The following is a 17,057-nucleotide window of genomic DNA, read 5'->3' as shown; positions in this document are numbered from 1 at the left end:
CGGACATGCTGGGAAGAACCGCGAACGGCCTCTACTGGATGTTCCGTTACATCGAGCGTGCCGAAAACATAGCCCGCCTCGTCGATGCCGGCCAGCGCATGTCGCTGACCCGCAGCGACGCCGTCGATGACGATTGGGATGGGGTCCTGCAAAGCGCCGGCGTACGTGAAGCCTACGATGAGGTGCATAACAAGCTGACTGGGAGCGACGCGATCGACTACCTGATGCGCGACCGCTCCAATCCGTCAAGCGTCATGTCCTGCATCGAATATGGCCGCAACAATGCCCGCATGGTGCGCACGGCGCTAACCCGCGACACCTGGGAAGCGACCAACGAATGCTGGATCGAGCTGAAGTCGCTGCTCGGCAAGCGGCTGAAAACCGCGGAACTGCCCGAGATGATCGACGTCATCAAGCAGCGCGCCGGCCTGATCCGCGGCGCCTTCCACGGCTCGATGCTGCGCAACGAACTCTATAATTTCGCCCGCATCGGCACCTTCATCGAGCGCGCTGACAACACGGCCCGCATTCTCGACGTGAAATATTACGTCCTGCTGCCATCCGTCTCGCATGTCGGCTCCTCGCTCGACAATGCGCAATGGGAATCGATCCTGCGGTCAGTCTCGGCGCATCGGGCCTATAAATGGGCCTACGATCCCGAATACAAGCCGGCCAATATCGCTGACTTCCTAATCCTGAACGGACAGATGCCGCGTTCGCTCGCCTATTGCTATGAAAAGATCGTCAGCAATATCGGCTATCTCAGCGCCGAATATGAAAAAAAGCTGCCGGCGCACGATACGGCGGTAGCCATCCGTAAGTCGCTGCAAAAGCTGACGATCAAGCAGATCATGGACCAGGGCCTGCATGAGTTCCTCGAGGATTTCGTCGCCCGCAACAACCAGTTGGGCGCCGAAATATCCGACGGCTACCGGTTCTACGAATAGGCGGGCGATATTATGAGACTGACGATCAGCCATATCACGGAATATCGCTACGACGAGCCGGCGCAATTCTCGCTGCAGCGGCTGCACCTGACGCCGCTGACCGGCGTGGGACAGACGGTCATCGACTGGAAGCTCTCGGTCGAAGGCGCTAAGCCCGAGGTGGAATATGACGACCAGTTCGGCAATCGCGCCACGCTGGTGTCCCTAGATGGGCAGCAGGACGCAACGAAGATCATTGCCTCAGGCGAAGTCGAGACGCAGGACCTCAACGGCGTTGTCGGGCTGCACCAGGGCTTCAGCCCGCTCTGGCTTTTCCTGCGGGAGTCGCCGCGCACCGAGGCAGGCAGGCTGACCAAGGAGCTGTTGCGCGGCGTTTCCGGCGACAACGAGCTCGGCAAGATGCATGCACTGATGAAAGCGATCCACGAGACCGTGGAATACAAACCGGGCACCAGCAATACGGAGACAACGGCGGAGCAGGCACTAGAGGCAAAGAGCGGCGTCTGCCAGGACCACGCCCATATCTTCCTCGCCGGCGCCCGTGCATTGCAGATCCCTGCCCGTTACGTCTCCGGCTATCTGATGATGGAAGGCAAGAACGAGCAGGCAGCAACCCACGCCTGGGCCGAGGCACATATCCCCGGCCTCGGCTGGGTAGGATTCGATCCGGCCAACGATGTTTGCCCCGACGCCCGCTACGTCCGCATCGCGACGGGCCTCTGCTATCGTGACGCCGCCCCGGTCTCCGGCATGCGGATCGGCACGCCAGGCGAAACTCTTATGGTCAAGGTAACAGTCGCGACCCAGGGGCAAAGTCAGAGCCAGAGCTAGCAGGCAGCACTCATCCTGCCGGAAAAACCTCGACATGGCCTTTGTCGCCATAGCTGAGGATTGCTCGATCGGCCGTCAGCAGCGGGATACGGTGGAAGCGTGCGGTCGCCACAATAATGCGGTCAGCCGGATCGGGATGAAACTCTCCCGGCAGGCGAACGCTATCCACCGCGATCTGTGGCTCTATGGGCGCCAGCTGCAAACCAGGCAAAGCCAGTGCCATGGCGAGCCAACGGCCAACGTCATCACCAAGTGCGATGCGCCCCTTTTCCGCGAGCATGGCGACTTCCCAAGGAGTGATCGCTGAGATCAAAATGCGACTGCGCACCGTCGTTTCATCGATAAGCTCACGAGCCCGCGCACTCAGCCGCGAATCGTCATGCATAGCCCAGATCAAAATATGCGTATCGATGACGATCAACGCGTCGCATCCCATTCTTCAGCATCGACAGCAGGCAGAAACGGATCGTCATATTGTAGAACACTGCCCTTCATCGCGCCGATGATGCTGGGGCGGTCCGATTTCTCCGGCGCGGGTGTCAGCAAAGCGACCGGCTTTCCACGCTTTGTAATGACGATGGGCTCTCCGTCACTACCCATTTGATCGATCAGATGAAGGCATTTTGCCTTGAATTCGGCGGCACCGACAGATTTGATAGACATGACCACTATTCTCGTACAGATGTACATCAAATATGGTCATTCAATGTGAGATGGTCAATACGCTAAAGTGTGGCAATGAAAAAGGGCGGAACTCTCGCCCCGCCCTTTTTCCAATTCCAAGCGCACCGATCTTAGTGGCTGTCGCGATTGTTCGGGATTTCCGAGCCGCGCGGGCCGACGAGGAAGTCCAGGTCGGCGCCGGTGTCGGCCTGCATGACCGACTTCACATAGAGACCGCCGTAACCACCGGTGAGCGGCTTGACCGGGGAAACCCAGGCGGCGCGGCGCTTTGCCAGTTCCTCATCCGACACTTCGAGCTGGATGGTGCGGGCGGGAACGTCGACGGCGATGATGTCGCCGTTCTGAACCAGCGCCAGCGGGCCGCCATCAGCGGCTTCCGGAGCCGTATGCAGGATGACCGTGCCGTAGGCCGTACCGGACATGCGCGCATCGGAGATGCGGATCATGTCGGTGATGCCTTTTTTCAGCACCTTCGGCGGCAGGCCCATATTGCCGACTTCGGCCATGCCCGGATAACCCTTCGGGCCGCAGTACTTCAGCACCATGATGCAGTTCTCGTCGATATCGAGATCGTCGCGGTTGATGCGGGCGTGGTAGTCCTCGATGCTTTCGAAGACGACGGCGCGGCCCTTGTGCTGCATCAGATGCGGCGAAGCGGCGGATGGCTTCAGAACGGCACCCTTCGGAGCAAGGTTGCCGCGCAGAACGGCAATACCGCCCGACTGCGTCAGTGCCTTTTCCTTCGGAACGATAACGTCGTCATTGTAGTTGACCACATCCTTCACGCCGGCCCAGATCGTGTCGCCGGTCACCGTGATGGCGTCCTTGTGCAGCAGGCCCATCTCACCAACCGCCTTGATGACGACGGGCAGACCGCCGGCATAGTAGAACTCTTCCATCAGGTGCTTGCCCGATGGCTGCAGGTTGACGATCGTCGGCACTTCGCGGCCGAGACGATCCCAATCGTCCAGTGACAGATCGACGCCGACGCGGCCGGCAAGTGCCAAAAGGTGCAGAACGGCATTGGTCGAACCGCCGACGGCGCCATTGACGCGGATGGCATTTTCGAAAGCTTCCTTGGTCAGAATGTCTGATGGTTTCAGGTCTTCCTTGACCATGTCGACGATGCGGCGGCCTGACAGCTGCGAGATGACGCGGCGACGTGCATCGACCGCGGGGATCGCGGCATTGCCGGGCAAGGTCATGCCGAGCGCTTCGGCCATCGACGCCATCGTCGAGGCCGTGCCCATGGTCATGCAGCTGCCGGCTGAGCGGGCCATGCCCTGCTCCGCATCCATGAATTCATCCAGCGACATCTCGCCGGATTTCACCATTTCCGAGAACTGCCAGATTGCCGTGCCGGAACCGACATCCTTGCCGCGCCACTTGCCGTTCAGCATCGGGCCGCCGGAAACGAGGATGACCGGGATATCGACGGAAGCCGCGCCCATCAGCAAGCTCGGCGTGGTCTTGTCGCAGCCGCCGAGCAGCACGACGCCATCGACCGGATTGCCGCGGATCGCTTCTTCCACGTCCATGGCAGCGAGGTTGCGGAACATCATGGCCGTCGGGCGCAGCGTGCTTTCGCCGACGGAGAAGACCGGGAATTCGACGGGGAAACCGCCGGCTTCGTAGACACCGCGCTTCACGCGCTCTGCAAGATCGCGCAGGTGCGCGTTGCAGGGCGTCAGCTCCGACCAGGTGTTACAGATGCCGATGATCGGACGGCCGTCGAACGTATCGGCCGGCAGGCCCTGATTCTTCATCCAGGAGCGGTGCATGATTGCGTTCTTGCCTGTGCCGCCAAACCAATCATAGGAGCGCAGCTTGCGCGGCCATTCAGCTTTCTTTTTCATAGTCTCTCTACCTTTGTGTCGCCCGGGCCGCCTCGTTCGCTCCCAGGCTTTGAATTCGGTGGTCAGGCGAGCGTGTAAGCCGTCTTGACGGTGGTGAAGAATTCGGCAGCGTATTTGCCCTGCTCGCGCGGACCGAAGGACGAGCCCTTGCGGCCACCGAACGGCACGTGGAAATCAACGCCCGCCGTCGGCAGGTTGACCATCACCATGCCCGCTTCCGCATTGCGCTTGAAATGCGTCGCATGCTTCAGGCTCGTCGTGGCAATGCCCGAGGACAGGCCGAACGGCGTATCGTTGGCCGTGGCCAAGGCTTCTTCATAATCCTTCACCCGAATGACCGAAGCGACCGGCCCGAAGATCTCCTCGCGGCTGATGCGCATCTGGTTCGTCGCTTCCGTGAAGAGCGTCGGCTGCAGATAGAAGCCGGGGGTGTCGCGCTTGACGAGCTCGCCGCCGAAGGCAAGCTTGGCGCCCTCTTGGCGGCCGATTTCGATATAATCCGTATCCGTCTTCAGTTGCTTGGCATCAACGACCGGGCCGATATGCGTGCCCGACTTCATGGCATTGTCGACGTTAAGTGTCTTCAACTTCTCCGTCAGCGCCGCCACGAACCTGTCGTGAATGCCTTCCGTGACGATCAGACGCGACGAAGCCGTGCAGCGCTGGCCGGTCGAGAAGAAGGCGGAATTGGCGGCCGCCTCGACGGCCACAGTCAGATCGGCATCATCAAGCACGACCATCGGGTTCTTGCCGCCCATTTCGAGCTGGTACTTGCGGCCATGCTCGACGGAGGAAAGCGCCACGCGCTTGCCGGTGCCGACCGAGCCGGTGAAGGTGATGCCGGAAAGAACCGGGCTGTCCAGCATCGCCTGACCGACGACCGAGCCCTTGCCCATGACGAGGTTCAGCACACCCTTCGGCAGACCGGCGCGATGGAGGATATCGACGATCGCCCAAGAGCAGCCAGGCACGAGATCGGCCGGTTTGAAGACGACGGTGTTGCCATAGCAGAGCGCCGGCGCGATCTTCCATGCGGGAATGGCGATCGGGAAGTTCCAGGGCGTGATGACGCCGATGACGCCGAGCGGCTCGCGGGTGATCTCGACACCGATGTTCGGACGCACAGAAGGCACGACCTCGCCTGCAAGGCGCAGCGCCTCTCCGGCGAAGAATTCGAAGATCTGCGCGGCTCGGATGGTCTCGCCGATCGCCTCGGGCAATGTCTTGCCCTCTTCGCGGGCGAGCAGCGCACCAAGCTCATCCTTGCGGGCCAGGATCTCCTCGCCGGCCTTCTTCAGGATCGTGTGACGCTCCAGAATGCCAGAACGCGACCAGGCTGGAAAAGCGGCCTTGGCGGCAGCGATCGCATCCGTGACATCCTGCGCGCTTGCGCTCGCATAGAGGCCGACGACCTCGTTTGTATCCGACGGGTTGATGTTCTCGGTGCCGTTCGTCCCCGTCCACTCCCCGGCAATCAAGTTCTGATGAATGGTCATGGCGTCATGCCTTCCTGGATCGTATTGAAAACGCCCGGCCGATCCCTTGCGGCCGGGCTCGATACATTACAGCTGGCGAACAGCCACCTCTTCCTCGGCATCGACCGCCAGCGGATTGCGCAGCGGCAGGCCAAATTCGCCAACTTCGATTTCGAAGACGTCGCCGACTTCGGGCTTGATGCCTTCCGCGAAGGAAAGCGTCGCCGTGCCGAACATGTGCACATGCACATCGCCGGGAACACGGAAGATGCCGTACTTGAAATGGTGATATTCAAGGTTTGCAAAGGTGTGCGACATGTTCGCCTCGCCGGACAGGAACGGCTTTTCGAAAATCACCTTGTCGCCGCGCTTGATGCGGGAGGTACCGCGAATATCCTCAGGAGCCACTCCGATGCGGATTTCCGGGCCGAAACTTGCCGGACGCAGCTTGGAATGGGCGAGATAAAGATAGTTGATCCGCTCGGTGACGTGATCGGAAAATTCGTTCGACAGCGCAAAGCCGATGCGGAACGGCGTGCCGTCCTTGGCAATTACATAGATGCCGGCCATTTCGGGCTCCTCGCCGCCATCAAGCGCGAAGGATGGAGATACGAGTGCCGCACCCGGGGCCGCAGCGCCATAGCCGTTGCCCTTGTAGAACCATTCGGGCTGAACGCCCTTCTCGCCAGCCTTCGGCTTGCCGCCCTCGATGCCCATCTTGAACATCTTCATGGAGTCGGTCAGCGTCTCCTCAGCGGCTTCCGTCGTTTTCTTGTGCATGGAATCACGCGTGGCAGCGGAACCCAGATGCGTCAGGCCCGTGCCGGTCAAGTGCAGGTGAGCTGCGTCGGGGTGCGTGATCGGCGGCAGGAAACGGCCGTCGGCATAGGCTTTTTCAAGGTCGATCGCCTCGCCAAGACCGTGAGCCTCGATCACCGATACCAGCGATTTGCCGCTGTCGGCGGCTTCCATCGCCAGAGCGTAGACGCTGCCGCCATTGACGACTGTTTTGGCGGCTTCGCCGGGTCCATTGCGGACGGCAACGACGATCTCGCCGTTCGAACCCTTGATCTGCGAGATGAGCATGTCTTTCATCCTTTCCTAACAGACAGAGATTGGATGCAGTTTCCCGTTCCGGCTCTCAGCGAGAGCCGGACTCTGTCATGGATTTGGTTTTAAAAGCTGGGTTGATCGCTAAACGATCAACCCTTGTTCTTGTTGTAGACGTCGATGAACACGGCAGCGAGAAGCACCGCACCCTTGATCATCTTCTGGGAGTCCGTCTGGTAGCCGAGGATCGACATCCCCTGGTTCAAGACACCCATGATCAAGGCGCCGATGACGGCACCCGTCACCTTGCCGACGCCGCCGGAAGCTGAAGCGCCGCCGATGAAGCAGGCTGCGATGACGTCGAGTTCGAGGCCGTCACCGCCTTTTGCGGTTGCCGAATTCAGGCGCGTCGCGATGATGATGCCGGCAATGCTCGCCAGGATACCCATGTTGATGAAGGTGTAGAAGGTCAGGCGGCGGGTATCGATACCCGAGAGCTTCGTCGCCTTTTCATTGCCGCCCATGGCATAGATGCGGCGGCCGATCGTCGTGCGCTGTGTTGCGAAGCTGTAGAGAGCGATCAAAAGCAGCATGAGAACCAGAACGTTCGGCAAGCCTCTGTAGGAGGAGATCTGATAGCCGATGAAGATGGTCGCAGCGGCAACCACCAGATTCTGGGCAAGGAAGAAGCTGAACGGCTCGACATCGATACCGTGCTTCTCGTTGACGGTGCGGCGGCGCCATGACAGCAGGAACATGACGATCGGGATGGCGACGGTCAGCAAGATCGAGGTCGAATGGATGCCGCCCATATCGGTGAAATCGGGAATGAAGCCCGTTGCAACGATCTGGAATGCCGGCGGGAACGGACCGATACTGCTGCCGTTACCGGTCGTGTTGATGATCGTATAGGTCAGGCCGCGGAAAACCAGCATGCCGGACAGCGTCACGATGAACGACGGAATACGGTGATAGGCGATGAAATAGCCATGCCACGCGCCGACCGCGGCACCCATCAGCAGACAAATGACCGTCGCGAGCGCAAGATTCATATGCATCTGCACGACCAAAACGCCGGCGACGGCCCCGACGAAGCCGACGACGGAGCCGACGGAAAGGTCGATATGGCCGGCCACGATGACAAGCAGCATGCCGAGCGCCATGATGACGATGAAGGAATTCTGCAGCACGATGTTGGTCAGGTTCTGCGGCCTGAAGAGAACGCCGTTCGTCAAGTACTGAAACAGCAGCATGATGACGACGAGCGCGATCAACATGCCGTATTCACGGATGTTGTTGCGGATGTGGTCGCCGATGGAAACGACGTGGCTGCTTTCTGTGGCTGGGTTGGCCGAACTCATTGTTGTTTCTCCCCTGAGCGCATGATAGCGCGCATGATGCTCTCCTGGCTTGCCTCTGCCTTCGGCAATTCGGCAACGATGCGGCCTTCGTTCATGACGTAGATGCGGTCGCAAGTGCCGAGAAGCTCCGGCATTTCCGATGAGATCATCAGAACGCCCTTTCCGTCGGCGGCAAGCTGGTTGATGATGGAATAGATTTCGTATTTGGCGCCGACGTCGATGCCTCGTGTGGGCTCATCGAGGATCAGAACGTCCGGGTTCGAGAACAGCCATTTCGACAGCACCACCTTCTGCTGGTTGCCGCCGGAGAGGTTGCCCGCTTCCTGGAAGACGCCGGACGAACGGATGCGAAGCTTGGAACGATAGTTCGTCGCCACCTGCAGCTCGCGCACGTCATCGATGACAGTTGCCTTGGAAACGCCAAGCAGATTGGCAAGCGTCGTGTTGTGCAGGATGCTGTTGGTCAGAACCAGGCCGAGCTGCTTGCGGTCTTCCGTCACGTAGGCAAGACCGGCATCGATCGCCTTGCGCACCGTGCTGGTATCGACCAGCTTGCCGTCAAGGAAGACTTCGCCACTGATCTTGTGGCCATAGGATTTACCGAAGACGCTCATGGCGAATTCGGTACGCCCCGCTCCCATCAGGCCGGCAATGCCGACCACTTCGCCCTTGCGTACATTGATGTTGATATCGTGCAGGACTTGGCGATCGCGATGCTGCTGATGGAAGGCGTTCCAGTTCTTCACTTCGAAGATCGTTTCGCCGATCGGAACCGAACGCGGCGGATAGCGATCCGCCAGCTCACGGCCGACCATGTTGCGGATGATGATGTCTTCGCTGATCTCTTCCTCATGACAGTCGAGCGCCTTCACCGTCATGCCGTCGCGCAACACGGTGATCTGGTCGGCCACCTTGCGCACTTCGTTGAGCTTGTGCGTGATGATGATCGACGTGATGCCTTGGTTGCGGAACTCCATGAGGAGATTGAGGAGAGCATCGGAGTCGTTTTCATTCAGCGATGCCGTCGGCTCGTCGAGAATGAGCAGCTTGACGCTCTTCGACAGGGCCTTGGCGATCTCGACGAGCTGCTGCTTACCGACACCGATGTCGGTCACGAGCGTATTCGGAGATTCCTTGAGGCCCACTTTGGAAAGAAGCTGTTTGGTCCGGCTGAAGGTTTCCTGCCAATTGATCATGCCATTGGCGACAACTTCATTGCCGAGGAAGATATTTTCGGCAATCGACAGAAGCGGAACGAGCGCCAGCTCCTGATGAATGATGATGATGCCGATATCTTCGGAGTCCCTGATGGTTTTGAACTGACGGACTGCCCCATCGTAATAGATATCGCCGTCGTACGTGCCGGCCGGATAGACACCCGATAGCACCTTCATGAGGGTAGATTTGCCGGCTCCGTTTTCGCCAACCAAAGCATGAATCTCGCCCTGACGGACTTTCAAATTGACATTTTCCAAGGCGTTCACACCGGGGAACGACTTGGTTATGTTCCGCATTTCGAGAATGGTATTGTCCATTGTCCGTATCCAACGCCGCGATCGAACATAGCAGACCGCGCGATCGTCTTAAATATCAAAGCCAGGGCTCGCATTGAGCGAGCCCTGACCGCTATGTCGGAAAATTACTTCAGCTGATCGGCCTTGTAGTAACCGCCCTCGACGAGAACCTTCTCGTAGTTGGTCTTGTCGACTGCGACCGGGGTCAGCAGGTAGGACGGAACAACCTTGACACCGTTGTCGTAGGTCTTCGTGTCGTTGACTTCAGGCGTCTTGCCTTCCATCAGAGCGTTGACCATGTTGACGGTGACCTTGGCGAGGTCACGGGTGTCCTTGAAGATCGTGGAGTGCTGCTCGCCAGCAATGATCGACTTGACCGACGGGATTTCGGAGTCCTGACCGGTCACGATCGGCAGCTTCACGCCGCCGGAACCGTAGCCGACACCCTTGAGCGCGGAGAGGATACCGATCGACAGGCCGTCATACGGAGACAGAACGGCATCGACATGAGCGTCGGTGTAGTAGGCCGACAGCAGGTTGTCCATGCGGGCCTGGGCTGTTGCCGGATCCCAACGCAGCGTGCCGACCTTGTCCATGCCCATCTGGCCGGACTTTACGACGAGCTTACCGCTGTCGATGTACGGCTTCAGGACCGACATTGCGCCGTCATAGAAGAAGAAGGCGTTGTTGTCGTCCGGAGAGCCGCCGAACAGCTCGATGTTGAACGGGCCCTTGCCATCCTTGAGGCCGAGAGCGTCGACGATCGAGTTTGCCTGCAGGACGCCGACTTTGAAGTTGTCGAAGGTCGCATAATAGTCGACATTCGGGCTGTTGCGGATCAGGCGGTCATAGGCGATGACCTTGATGCCGGCATCGTGAGCCTTCTGCAGAACGTCGGACAGCGTCGTGCCGTCGATCGAAGCGATAACGAGGACCTTGTCGCCCTTGGTGACCATGTTCTCGATCTGCGAGAGCTGGTTCGGAATGTCGTCGTCGCCATACTGAAGGTCGGTGCCGTAACCGGCGGCCTGGAGCTGCTTAACGATGTTGTTGCCGTCATCGATCCAGCGAGCCGAAGCCTTGGTCGGCATGGCGATGCCTACCGTGCCCTTGTCCGCCGCGAAGGCAGGTACCACCAGCGTAGCGACGCCGAACGCAGCGCCGGCCATCAATGAGATAATGGATTTCATTACTCTCTCCCTTGTTGAATTAATGCGGCGGACAAAAAATGCCCGCCCGAAACTGCGGCAGGTTCCGTAGAAGGAATGATTTACTTCTAATTGTGAGAAACGAAGTAGGTCTCCTCCACGCTCTCACGGTTTGTGAGCTGTACCCAGCGCACGATCGGCAAACTCGTACGATTTCGTATAACTGTCAAATAGAATAACTGGCAAAACATATACCAAGTTTGGTATAATGTTAAAAAATAGTACTTTTTTGCCGACGAAGAGGAAAATTGGCCGTTATGGAGAAAATATATAACGATTATTTGAGCGACGGCATTGAGATTCATTCCGACAATTTTCGCGACGATGCGTTGTTGAAAGCCGGTTTGAAGCTCAATCACCTGCGCATGATCGTCACGATCGAGGATCACGGGCAAATTTCTGCAGCTGCTGAGTCCATGAACATGTCACAACCTGCGGCTTCACGGATGCTCTCAGAAATGGAGTCGATTGTCAAAAGCCCGCTTTACGAGCGTGTCGCAAGAGGCGTCGTCCTGACCCCCTTCGGGCTCGCTCTAGCCAAGCGGGCACGCAAGATCCTGCTGGAGCTGCGCGAGGCAGGCCGGGAGCTGGGTGCCTTGCGAACGGGCAAGGGCGGCTCGGTCTTTCTGGGGGCGGTGACCGCACCGGCGATCAGCCTTGTCGTTCCGGCGATCCAGCGGGTGACACGTACCTATCCCGGAATAGAGATCAATATCGAGGTCGAAAACAGCAATGTGCTCGCGCGCGAGCTGCTGGCGGCTCGCCACGATTTCATCATCAGCCGCATCCCGGACGATCTCGATCCCCGCCTATTCACCGCCCATGAGATCGGCGTCGAAAAAGCCTGCCTGGTGGTTCGCAACGACCACCCGCTGCTTGAAAAAGGGATCGCCAGCCTGCTCGATCTGGCCGGTTACGACTGGGTATTCCAACCGCCGGGCACATTGCTTCGCCGCAAGGTGGAAGATATTTTTCTCGCCGCCGGCGTACCCCTGCCCGAAAACATCGTCAACACCTCGTCGTTGCTGCTGACGCTGGCGGTGGTCTGCAAGACGGATGCGATCGCGCCGGTTGCCCTCGACATGGCGCAATTCATCTGCGGGCAAACGTCCAAGGCGGGCGAATCCTCCATCCTGCCGATCGATTTCGATATCGATGTGAGGCCCTACAGCCTCATTACCGCCCGCGAACGCGCCATGCCGCCGAGCGCGCGGCTGCTGCACGACATGATCCTGGAAGAGAGCCGGCATCTCTCGCCGGCATGAAAGAAGAACCGTTGCCGCCATAAGCTCCACGCCAACTTGCGCTCCTATGAAGCTTGGCGTGGAGACCACGCATGCTGTTCAAGCAATCATTGTTTCAATCCGTGCTCGATCGCCTCGATAGCGAAGAGGAGCCTGCGGAAGAGGAAGAGGCCCCGCATCGCATCCGCGGCCTGAACGTCAGCTTTGCCGCAACGGTGCCGGGCGGCGAGACGCCGGACGCGCATCGGCCAGACGAAGCCTATCGCGACAACCTCGGCGACCCCATCATTTCGCCAGAGCCGCAGCCCGAACCCTTTCCGGAAGAACCGGCATTGCCGGCCATGCCCGAACATCTCAGCAGAACGACACGGGAAGAGGTCGCCGCCGAGCTCGCAATTACCTCCGACCTCACACGCGAAGGCCTGCAGGAAAAACGCCGCAGCTTCGCCAAGGCCAATCATCCGGATAGCGTCACCGCCCTCTTCCGCGAACAGGCGACGATCCGCATGACGCTCGCCAATCAGCTGATCGACGAAGCCATACGCCGCCTCAGACGATGATTATTGCTTGCCCTCCGAGGGCGGCTCGCCGTCCTCGGCAGCATCGTCCTGCGCAGGCGCATCGCTGGTTGCCGATGCAGGCGGTTGCGGCTTGAAATTCAAGAGCAGCATCCACGCCGAATAGGCGCCGAGCGCGCCCGACAGCATTGCCCAGAATGGCTGTGAGCCAAGCGTTTCGACCGCTGCCCAGCCGAAGCAGACAGCCACGATGAGAACACGCACCCAAAGCGGCTTGTAGATGGGGTGGCTAGGATCGATCAATTGCATGGGTCTCTTTTGCCTATTTAAGAAGACATGTCTTTAGCGCATCCTCAGGAAAATTGTGAAGTCGCCTGCATAAAATAAGGTTTTGCATCCGGATTTCGGCTAAGCCGATATCGGAGCGGAATTTTCAGAATTGTGAAGTCCTGGCGTCTTGACGTCGCCGCCGGAAAATGGAATGAAAATTCCATAGTAATTGATATTCGGTCCATTTATTCCGAATTCAGGGAGGTAATAATGACTGTCAGATTTGGTCTGCTCGGTGCTGGCCGCATCGGCAAGGTGCATGCGAAAGCCGTAAGCGGCGATGCCAATGCCAAGCTCGTCGCCGTCGCGGATGCCTTTCCGGCGGCTGCGGAAGCCATTTCAGCCGCCTATGGCTGCGAAGTGCGTACCATCGAGGCGATCGAGGCCGCCAAGGATATCGACGCCGTCGTCATCTGCACGCCGACCGATACCCACGCCGATCTGATTGAGCGCTTCTCCCGCGCCGGCAAGGCCATCTTCTGCGAAAAGCCTGTCGATCTCGACGTTGCCCGTGTCCAAGCCTGCATCAAGGTCGTCAATGAGACCAAGGGCAAGCTGATGGTCGGCTTCAACCGCCGCTTCGACCCGCATTTTATGGCTGTCAAGAAGGCCATCGACGAAGGCCGCATCGGCACCGTCGAAATGGTGACGATCACCTCGCGCGATCCGGGCGCCCCGCCGGTCGATTACATCAAGCGCTCCGGCGGCATCTTCCGCGACATGACGATCCATGACTTCGACATGGCGCGCTTCCTGCTCGGCGAAGAGCCGGTTGCCGTCACTGCCACCGCCGCAGTCCTCGTCGACAAGGCGATCGGCGAAGCTGGCGATTACGACAGCGTTTCCGTCATCCTCCAGACGGCATCGGGCAAGCAGGCGATCATCTCCAATTCGCGCCGCGCCACCTACGGCTACGATCAGCGCATCGAAATCCATGGCTCAAAGGGCCTGGTTTCCGCTGAAAACCAGCGCCCCTTCTCCATCGAAGTCGCCAACGGCGATGGCTATACCCGCCCGCCGCTGCATGATTTCTTCATGACACGCTACACCGAAGCCTATGCCAACGAGATCGCAAGCTTCATCGCCGCGATCGAAAAGGGCACTCCCATTACACCATCGGGCGCCGATGGCCTTGCCGCACTGAAGCTGGCGGATGCCGCGCTCCAGTCGGTCAAGGAAGGCCGCCTAGTAAAGATCGACTAAGTCCTCTCCATTCCTCAAGGAATGTGATCCTCCCAAAGTCCGCCGCGAATCGCTTCGCGGCGGATTTTTTCTTTGGCGCGACCCGGAACTCCCGAAGAGACGCTGACGAAACCTCTTGCGAATCACATAAGTCCGTGCTTATCTGTCGCCATGATAGAGAATGAGATATTCCGGGCTTTGGCCGATCCGACCCGCCGCGCCATCTTCGAGAAGCTGGCGACAGGCGGCATGAATGCCAGCGCCCTGCGCGAAGGTATCGACATCAGCCAGCCGGCCATGTCCCAGCATCTTGCGGTTCTGCGGAGTGCCGGGCTGGTCAGGGAAGAACGACAGGGGCGTTTCGTGAATTACGAAGTCGATCCGGAAGGACTTGCCCTCATCGCCCAATGGCTGGCGAAATACCGCGCATACTGGCCCGCTCGCATCGAAGCTCTCAAGGTGTTGCTGAAGGATATGGATCAATGAACAATCTCAAGATCCCTGAGCGAAAGAATGGTATCGAGCTCGAATACCAGCTCGACGAGCCGCCACAAAAAGTCTGGCGTGCAATCAGCATCCCCGAGCTTCGCCAAAACTGGTTGCCGCAGGAGGCCTTGGCAAATCCCGAGGCGATATCGGTCACGCAGGGCAAAGAAGTCAGCTACAGGCTACGGGACGATGCACCGCCCTTCCTCGAAAGCACCGTGACTTTCAGAATATTTGCGAATGCAAACGGCGGCACCAGCCTGCGGATCATCCACGAGCTCGATGACGTTTGGCTTCGCGAAACGGAAATGGCTGCGGCAAACAACAACCGCCTGACCGCCATGCTCGCTGCCTGACGGCTTCCATCACCCCTAAAATTTCAAGAATATTGGAGTTCGCCGATGCGCGAAGCAATGCAACTCGTCCCTATGGTCGTGGAACAATCCAGCAGGGGAGAGCGGTCTTTCGACATTTATTCCCGCCTGCTGCGCGAGAGAATCATCTTCCTGAATGGCGAGGTGAACGATGACGTCTCGGCCCTCGTCTGCGCGCAACTGCTGTTTCTCGAAGCCGAAAATCCCAAGAGGCCGATCCATCTCTACATCAACTCGCCCGGCGGTGTCGTAACCAGCGGTCTCGCAATGTACGACACTATGCATTACATCCGCGCGCCGGTGCATACGCTATGCATGGGAACCGCTCGTTCGATGGGCTCCTTCCTCTTGATGTCCGGCCAGCCGGGTGAGCGCACCGCGCTTCCAAATGCGAGCATCCATATTCACCAACCATTGGGTGGTTTCCAAGGGCAGGCATCGGACATCTTTATCCATGCGGAAGAAATGAGGCGAACAAAGCATCGCATGACGCGGCTTTACGCCGAGCATTGCGGCCGCTCCTACGAAGAATTCGAACGCGCTATGGACCGCGATCACTTCATGACGGCGGAGGAGGCTCTGGAATGGGGGCTGATCGACCGTATTCTCCAGGTTCGCGACGACGAACAGCCTTTAGGCCTGGCAGATTGATTGAGATGACAATCCTGCGGCCAAACGCATGCCCACACCTTGCGCCGCCCTCACCTCTCAACCCGCTTGGTCGCGCAACTCGACAACCGAGGCTCCCCTCTTCACGATGTCATTGTCGATGATCGAAAATGCGCGATTCAGATGTCCTTCGAAGACAAGCGTCGGCTCGTCGGCGATGACCCGCAGCTCGGGCATGCCCTCCATTCGCACGACATGCGATTCCGCCAGGCCTTCGATTATGCCTTCGATCAGCAGATCATAGTAACGCACCCCCGGACCGGTGATGACTATCGGCATCCGCTCGTGCAGGCTCAACACCCGCGAAAGGCCGTTGCCGAGCGCCAGGCCGGCCTGACGGAAGGCCAACACATTGCGGCGTCCGCCGTGGCGCGCGCTCGCAGCGATCTTGTCGAGCTCGGCAATCGGCACGAACTTCGCTGGGATGGTGTCGAGCGGCACGTCAAAGGCCGTCCGCAGTATGGCGTAGAAACCGGCATAGGCCTCGATGCATCCCCGCGCGCCGCAGCGACAAAGAGCCCCGCCCGGCACATGCATCATATGCCCGAAATTGGGCGCCGATATATGATGGTCGCTTTCGTGTCCCCGGCGCACGATGCCGAGCCCGATACTGTGGCCAAGCGATAGCGCCGCCAGCGAGCGGAAATCGCCGCGCGTGCTGATTTCTTCCTGTCGCCCAAGGGCCGCAGCCACAAGCAGGGTTTCGTTGCCGAGAATGATTTGCGCCGACCATTCGTCGCGAAGCACGGCGGCGAAATCGATTTCCTCACGTCCGAAGATCGGCGACCAGCGCAGCACTGGCTCCGAGGTATCGACAAGCCCCTTGCTACTGATCGAGATCATCAGCACCTTGTCGCGCGGCAATTGTGATCGGGCGACAATACGGTTCAAGGCATCGCGCAACGCGACTACGAACCGCTCGACGCCCGTAACGTTCTGCTGCCTGTCCTCGGTAAAGCGGTCGATCAAGCGGCCGGTATAATCGACCAGAGAATATTGCACGGCATCCGACGAGATGACGACGACGATCAGATAGCCGCAGTCACGCCGCTGCGAAAACAAAACGCGCGGGCGCCCGCGGCCGCTGGCCGCCTGCTGCTCAGCCTTTTCGATGACCTGCGCCCGCTCGAGATCGGCGGTGATGACCGATACGGTCGCAGAAGAGAGCCTGGTGAAATCAGAGAGCTCGGTATGGGCAAGCGGGCCGTGCCGGCGCAGCGCCGACAAGACCAAGGCGCTGTTCTTTTGACGGACCAATTCGGTGCTCGATTTGGCCAGCATCTGCAAACTCCCTGCTCATTCAACCCTCCTCCTCCGCAGCCCCTGAT

Annotated in this window: 18 protein-coding genes; 8 read left to right on the top strand and 10 right to left on the bottom strand. The window is 59.2% G+C overall.

Annotated elements, in window-relative coordinates; translation table 11 throughout:
• The first annotated feature begins 5 nt into the window (after positions 1 to 5).
• Together ACYJRZ_RS01730 and ACYJRZ_RS01725 are read left to right on the top strand one after the other, a co-directional pair.
• Complete coding sequence (locus ACYJRZ_RS01730) at positions 6 to 947, top strand: alpha-E domain-containing protein (RefSeq protein WP_459455482.1); 942 nt, start codon at positions 6 to 8, stop codon at positions 945 to 947.
• A 12-nt stretch (positions 948 to 959) separates the two neighbouring features.
• Positions 960 to 1,778, top strand: a complete 819-nt coding sequence (locus tag ACYJRZ_RS01725) for a transglutaminase family protein (RefSeq protein WP_459455480.1) — start codon at positions 960 to 962, stop codon at positions 1,776 to 1,778.
• A 10-nt stretch (positions 1,779 to 1,788) separates the two neighbouring features.
• On the opposite strand, the gene ACYJRZ_RS01720 is transcribed toward ACYJRZ_RS01725, so the two are convergent.
• From ACYJRZ_RS01720 to chvE, 8 genes are all read right to left on the bottom strand, one after another.
• Positions 1,789 to 2,199 carry a type II toxin-antitoxin system VapC family toxin gene (locus ACYJRZ_RS01720; protein WP_459455478.1) on the bottom strand — a complete coding sequence of 137 codons (411 nt, stop codon included), beginning with the start codon at positions 2,197 to 2,199 and terminating at the stop codon, positions 1,789 to 1,791.
• Positions 2,196 to 2,441, bottom strand: a complete 246-nt coding sequence (locus ACYJRZ_RS01715; RefSeq protein ID WP_459455474.1) for a type II toxin-antitoxin system Phd/YefM family antitoxin — start codon at positions 2,439 to 2,441, stop codon at positions 2,196 to 2,198. The genes ACYJRZ_RS01720 and ACYJRZ_RS01715 overlap by 4 nt, the downstream gene beginning before the upstream one ends.
• 131 nt (positions 2,442 to 2,572) lie before the next feature.
• Complete coding sequence (araD, locus tag ACYJRZ_RS01710; RefSeq protein WP_112340591.1) at positions 2,573 to 4,318, bottom strand: L-arabinonate dehydratase; 1,746 nt, start codon at positions 4,316 to 4,318, stop codon at positions 2,573 to 2,575.
• 62 nt (positions 4,319 to 4,380) lie between these two features.
• Complete coding sequence (locus tag ACYJRZ_RS01705; RefSeq protein ID WP_459455472.1) at positions 4,381 to 5,814, bottom strand: aldehyde dehydrogenase family protein; 1,434 nt, start codon at positions 5,812 to 5,814, stop codon at positions 4,381 to 4,383.
• Between the two features lie 66 nt (positions 5,815 to 5,880).
• Entirely contained in the window at positions 5,881 to 6,879 is a 999-nt protein-coding gene (gene araD1 / locus ACYJRZ_RS01700) for an AraD1 family protein (protein ID WP_459456900.1), read from the bottom strand.
• Between the two features lie 116 nt (positions 6,880 to 6,995).
• Complete coding sequence (gene mmsB / locus ACYJRZ_RS01695; RefSeq protein ID WP_459455470.1) at positions 6,996 to 8,204, bottom strand: multiple monosaccharide ABC transporter permease; 1,209 nt, start codon at positions 8,202 to 8,204, stop codon at positions 6,996 to 6,998.
• Positions 8,201 to 9,739: a multiple monosaccharide ABC transporter ATP-binding protein gene (gene mmsA / locus ACYJRZ_RS01690; protein ID WP_459455468.1), complete on the bottom strand. Its 1,539-nt coding sequence runs from the start codon at positions 9,737 to 9,739 to the stop codon at positions 8,201 to 8,203. Before mmsA ends, mmsB begins: the two co-directional genes overlap by 4 nt.
• A gap of 104 nt (positions 9,740 to 9,843) precedes the next feature.
• The gene (chvE, locus tag ACYJRZ_RS01685; protein WP_069612777.1) at positions 9,844 to 10,908 is read right to left on the bottom strand and encodes a multiple monosaccharide ABC transporter substrate-binding protein; all 1,065 of its coding nucleotides are present in this window, start codon (positions 10,906 to 10,908) and stop codon (positions 9,844 to 9,846) included.
• A gap of 275 nt (positions 10,909 to 11,183) precedes the next feature.
• Between chvE and ACYJRZ_RS01680 the strand changes: the two genes are divergently transcribed.
• Entirely contained in the window at positions 11,184 to 12,191 is a 1,008-nt protein-coding gene (locus ACYJRZ_RS01680) for a LysR family transcriptional regulator (protein ID WP_459455466.1), read from the top strand.
• 71 nt (positions 12,192 to 12,262) lie between these two features.
• Complete coding sequence (locus ACYJRZ_RS01675) at positions 12,263 to 12,730, top strand: hypothetical protein (protein WP_459455464.1); 468 nt, start codon at positions 12,263 to 12,265, stop codon at positions 12,728 to 12,730.
• Here ACYJRZ_RS01675 and ACYJRZ_RS01670 read toward each other — a convergent pair whose 3' ends face one another.
• A complete protein-coding gene (locus ACYJRZ_RS01670; protein WP_459455462.1) occupies positions 12,731 to 12,997 on the bottom strand; it encodes a hypothetical protein in 267 nt (88 codons plus the stop codon).
• 231 nt (positions 12,998 to 13,228) lie between these two features.
• Between ACYJRZ_RS01670 and iolG the strand changes: the two genes are divergently transcribed.
• From iolG to ACYJRZ_RS01650, 4 genes are all read left to right on the top strand, one after another.
• On the top strand, positions 13,229 to 14,221 hold the full coding sequence (iolG, locus tag ACYJRZ_RS01665) for an inositol 2-dehydrogenase (protein ID WP_459455460.1): 993 nt from the start codon (positions 13,229 to 13,231) through the stop codon (positions 14,219 to 14,221).
• Between the two features lie 150 nt (positions 14,222 to 14,371).
• The gene (locus ACYJRZ_RS01660) at positions 14,372 to 14,686 is read left to right on the top strand and encodes an ArsR/SmtB family transcription factor (RefSeq protein ID WP_113230052.1); all 315 of its coding nucleotides are present in this window, start codon (positions 14,372 to 14,374) and stop codon (positions 14,684 to 14,686) included.
• On the top strand, positions 14,683 to 15,042 hold the full coding sequence (locus tag ACYJRZ_RS01655) for an SRPBCC family protein (RefSeq protein WP_459455458.1): 360 nt from the start codon (positions 14,683 to 14,685) through the stop codon (positions 15,040 to 15,042). The genes ACYJRZ_RS01660 and ACYJRZ_RS01655 overlap by 4 nt, the downstream gene beginning before the upstream one ends.
• A gap of 45 nt (positions 15,043 to 15,087) precedes the next feature.
• Positions 15,088 to 15,711 carry an ATP-dependent Clp protease proteolytic subunit gene (locus ACYJRZ_RS01650; protein WP_459455456.1) on the top strand — a complete coding sequence of 208 codons (624 nt, stop codon included), beginning with the start codon at positions 15,088 to 15,090 and terminating at the stop codon, positions 15,709 to 15,711.
• A 57-nt stretch (positions 15,712 to 15,768) separates the two neighbouring features.
• On the opposite strand, the gene ACYJRZ_RS01645 is transcribed toward ACYJRZ_RS01650, so the two are convergent.
• Positions 15,769 to 17,010: an ROK family protein gene (locus tag ACYJRZ_RS01645; RefSeq protein ID WP_459455454.1), complete on the bottom strand. Its 1,242-nt coding sequence runs from the start codon at positions 17,008 to 17,010 to the stop codon at positions 15,769 to 15,771.
• Positions 17,011 to 17,057 lie beyond the last annotated feature (47 nt).

It is taken from the genome of Rhizobium sp. No.120 (assembly GCF_054558365.1).
The sequence above is the reverse complement of the archived record's forward strand: the minus strand, read 5'-3'. Positions and strand labels throughout refer to the sequence as shown.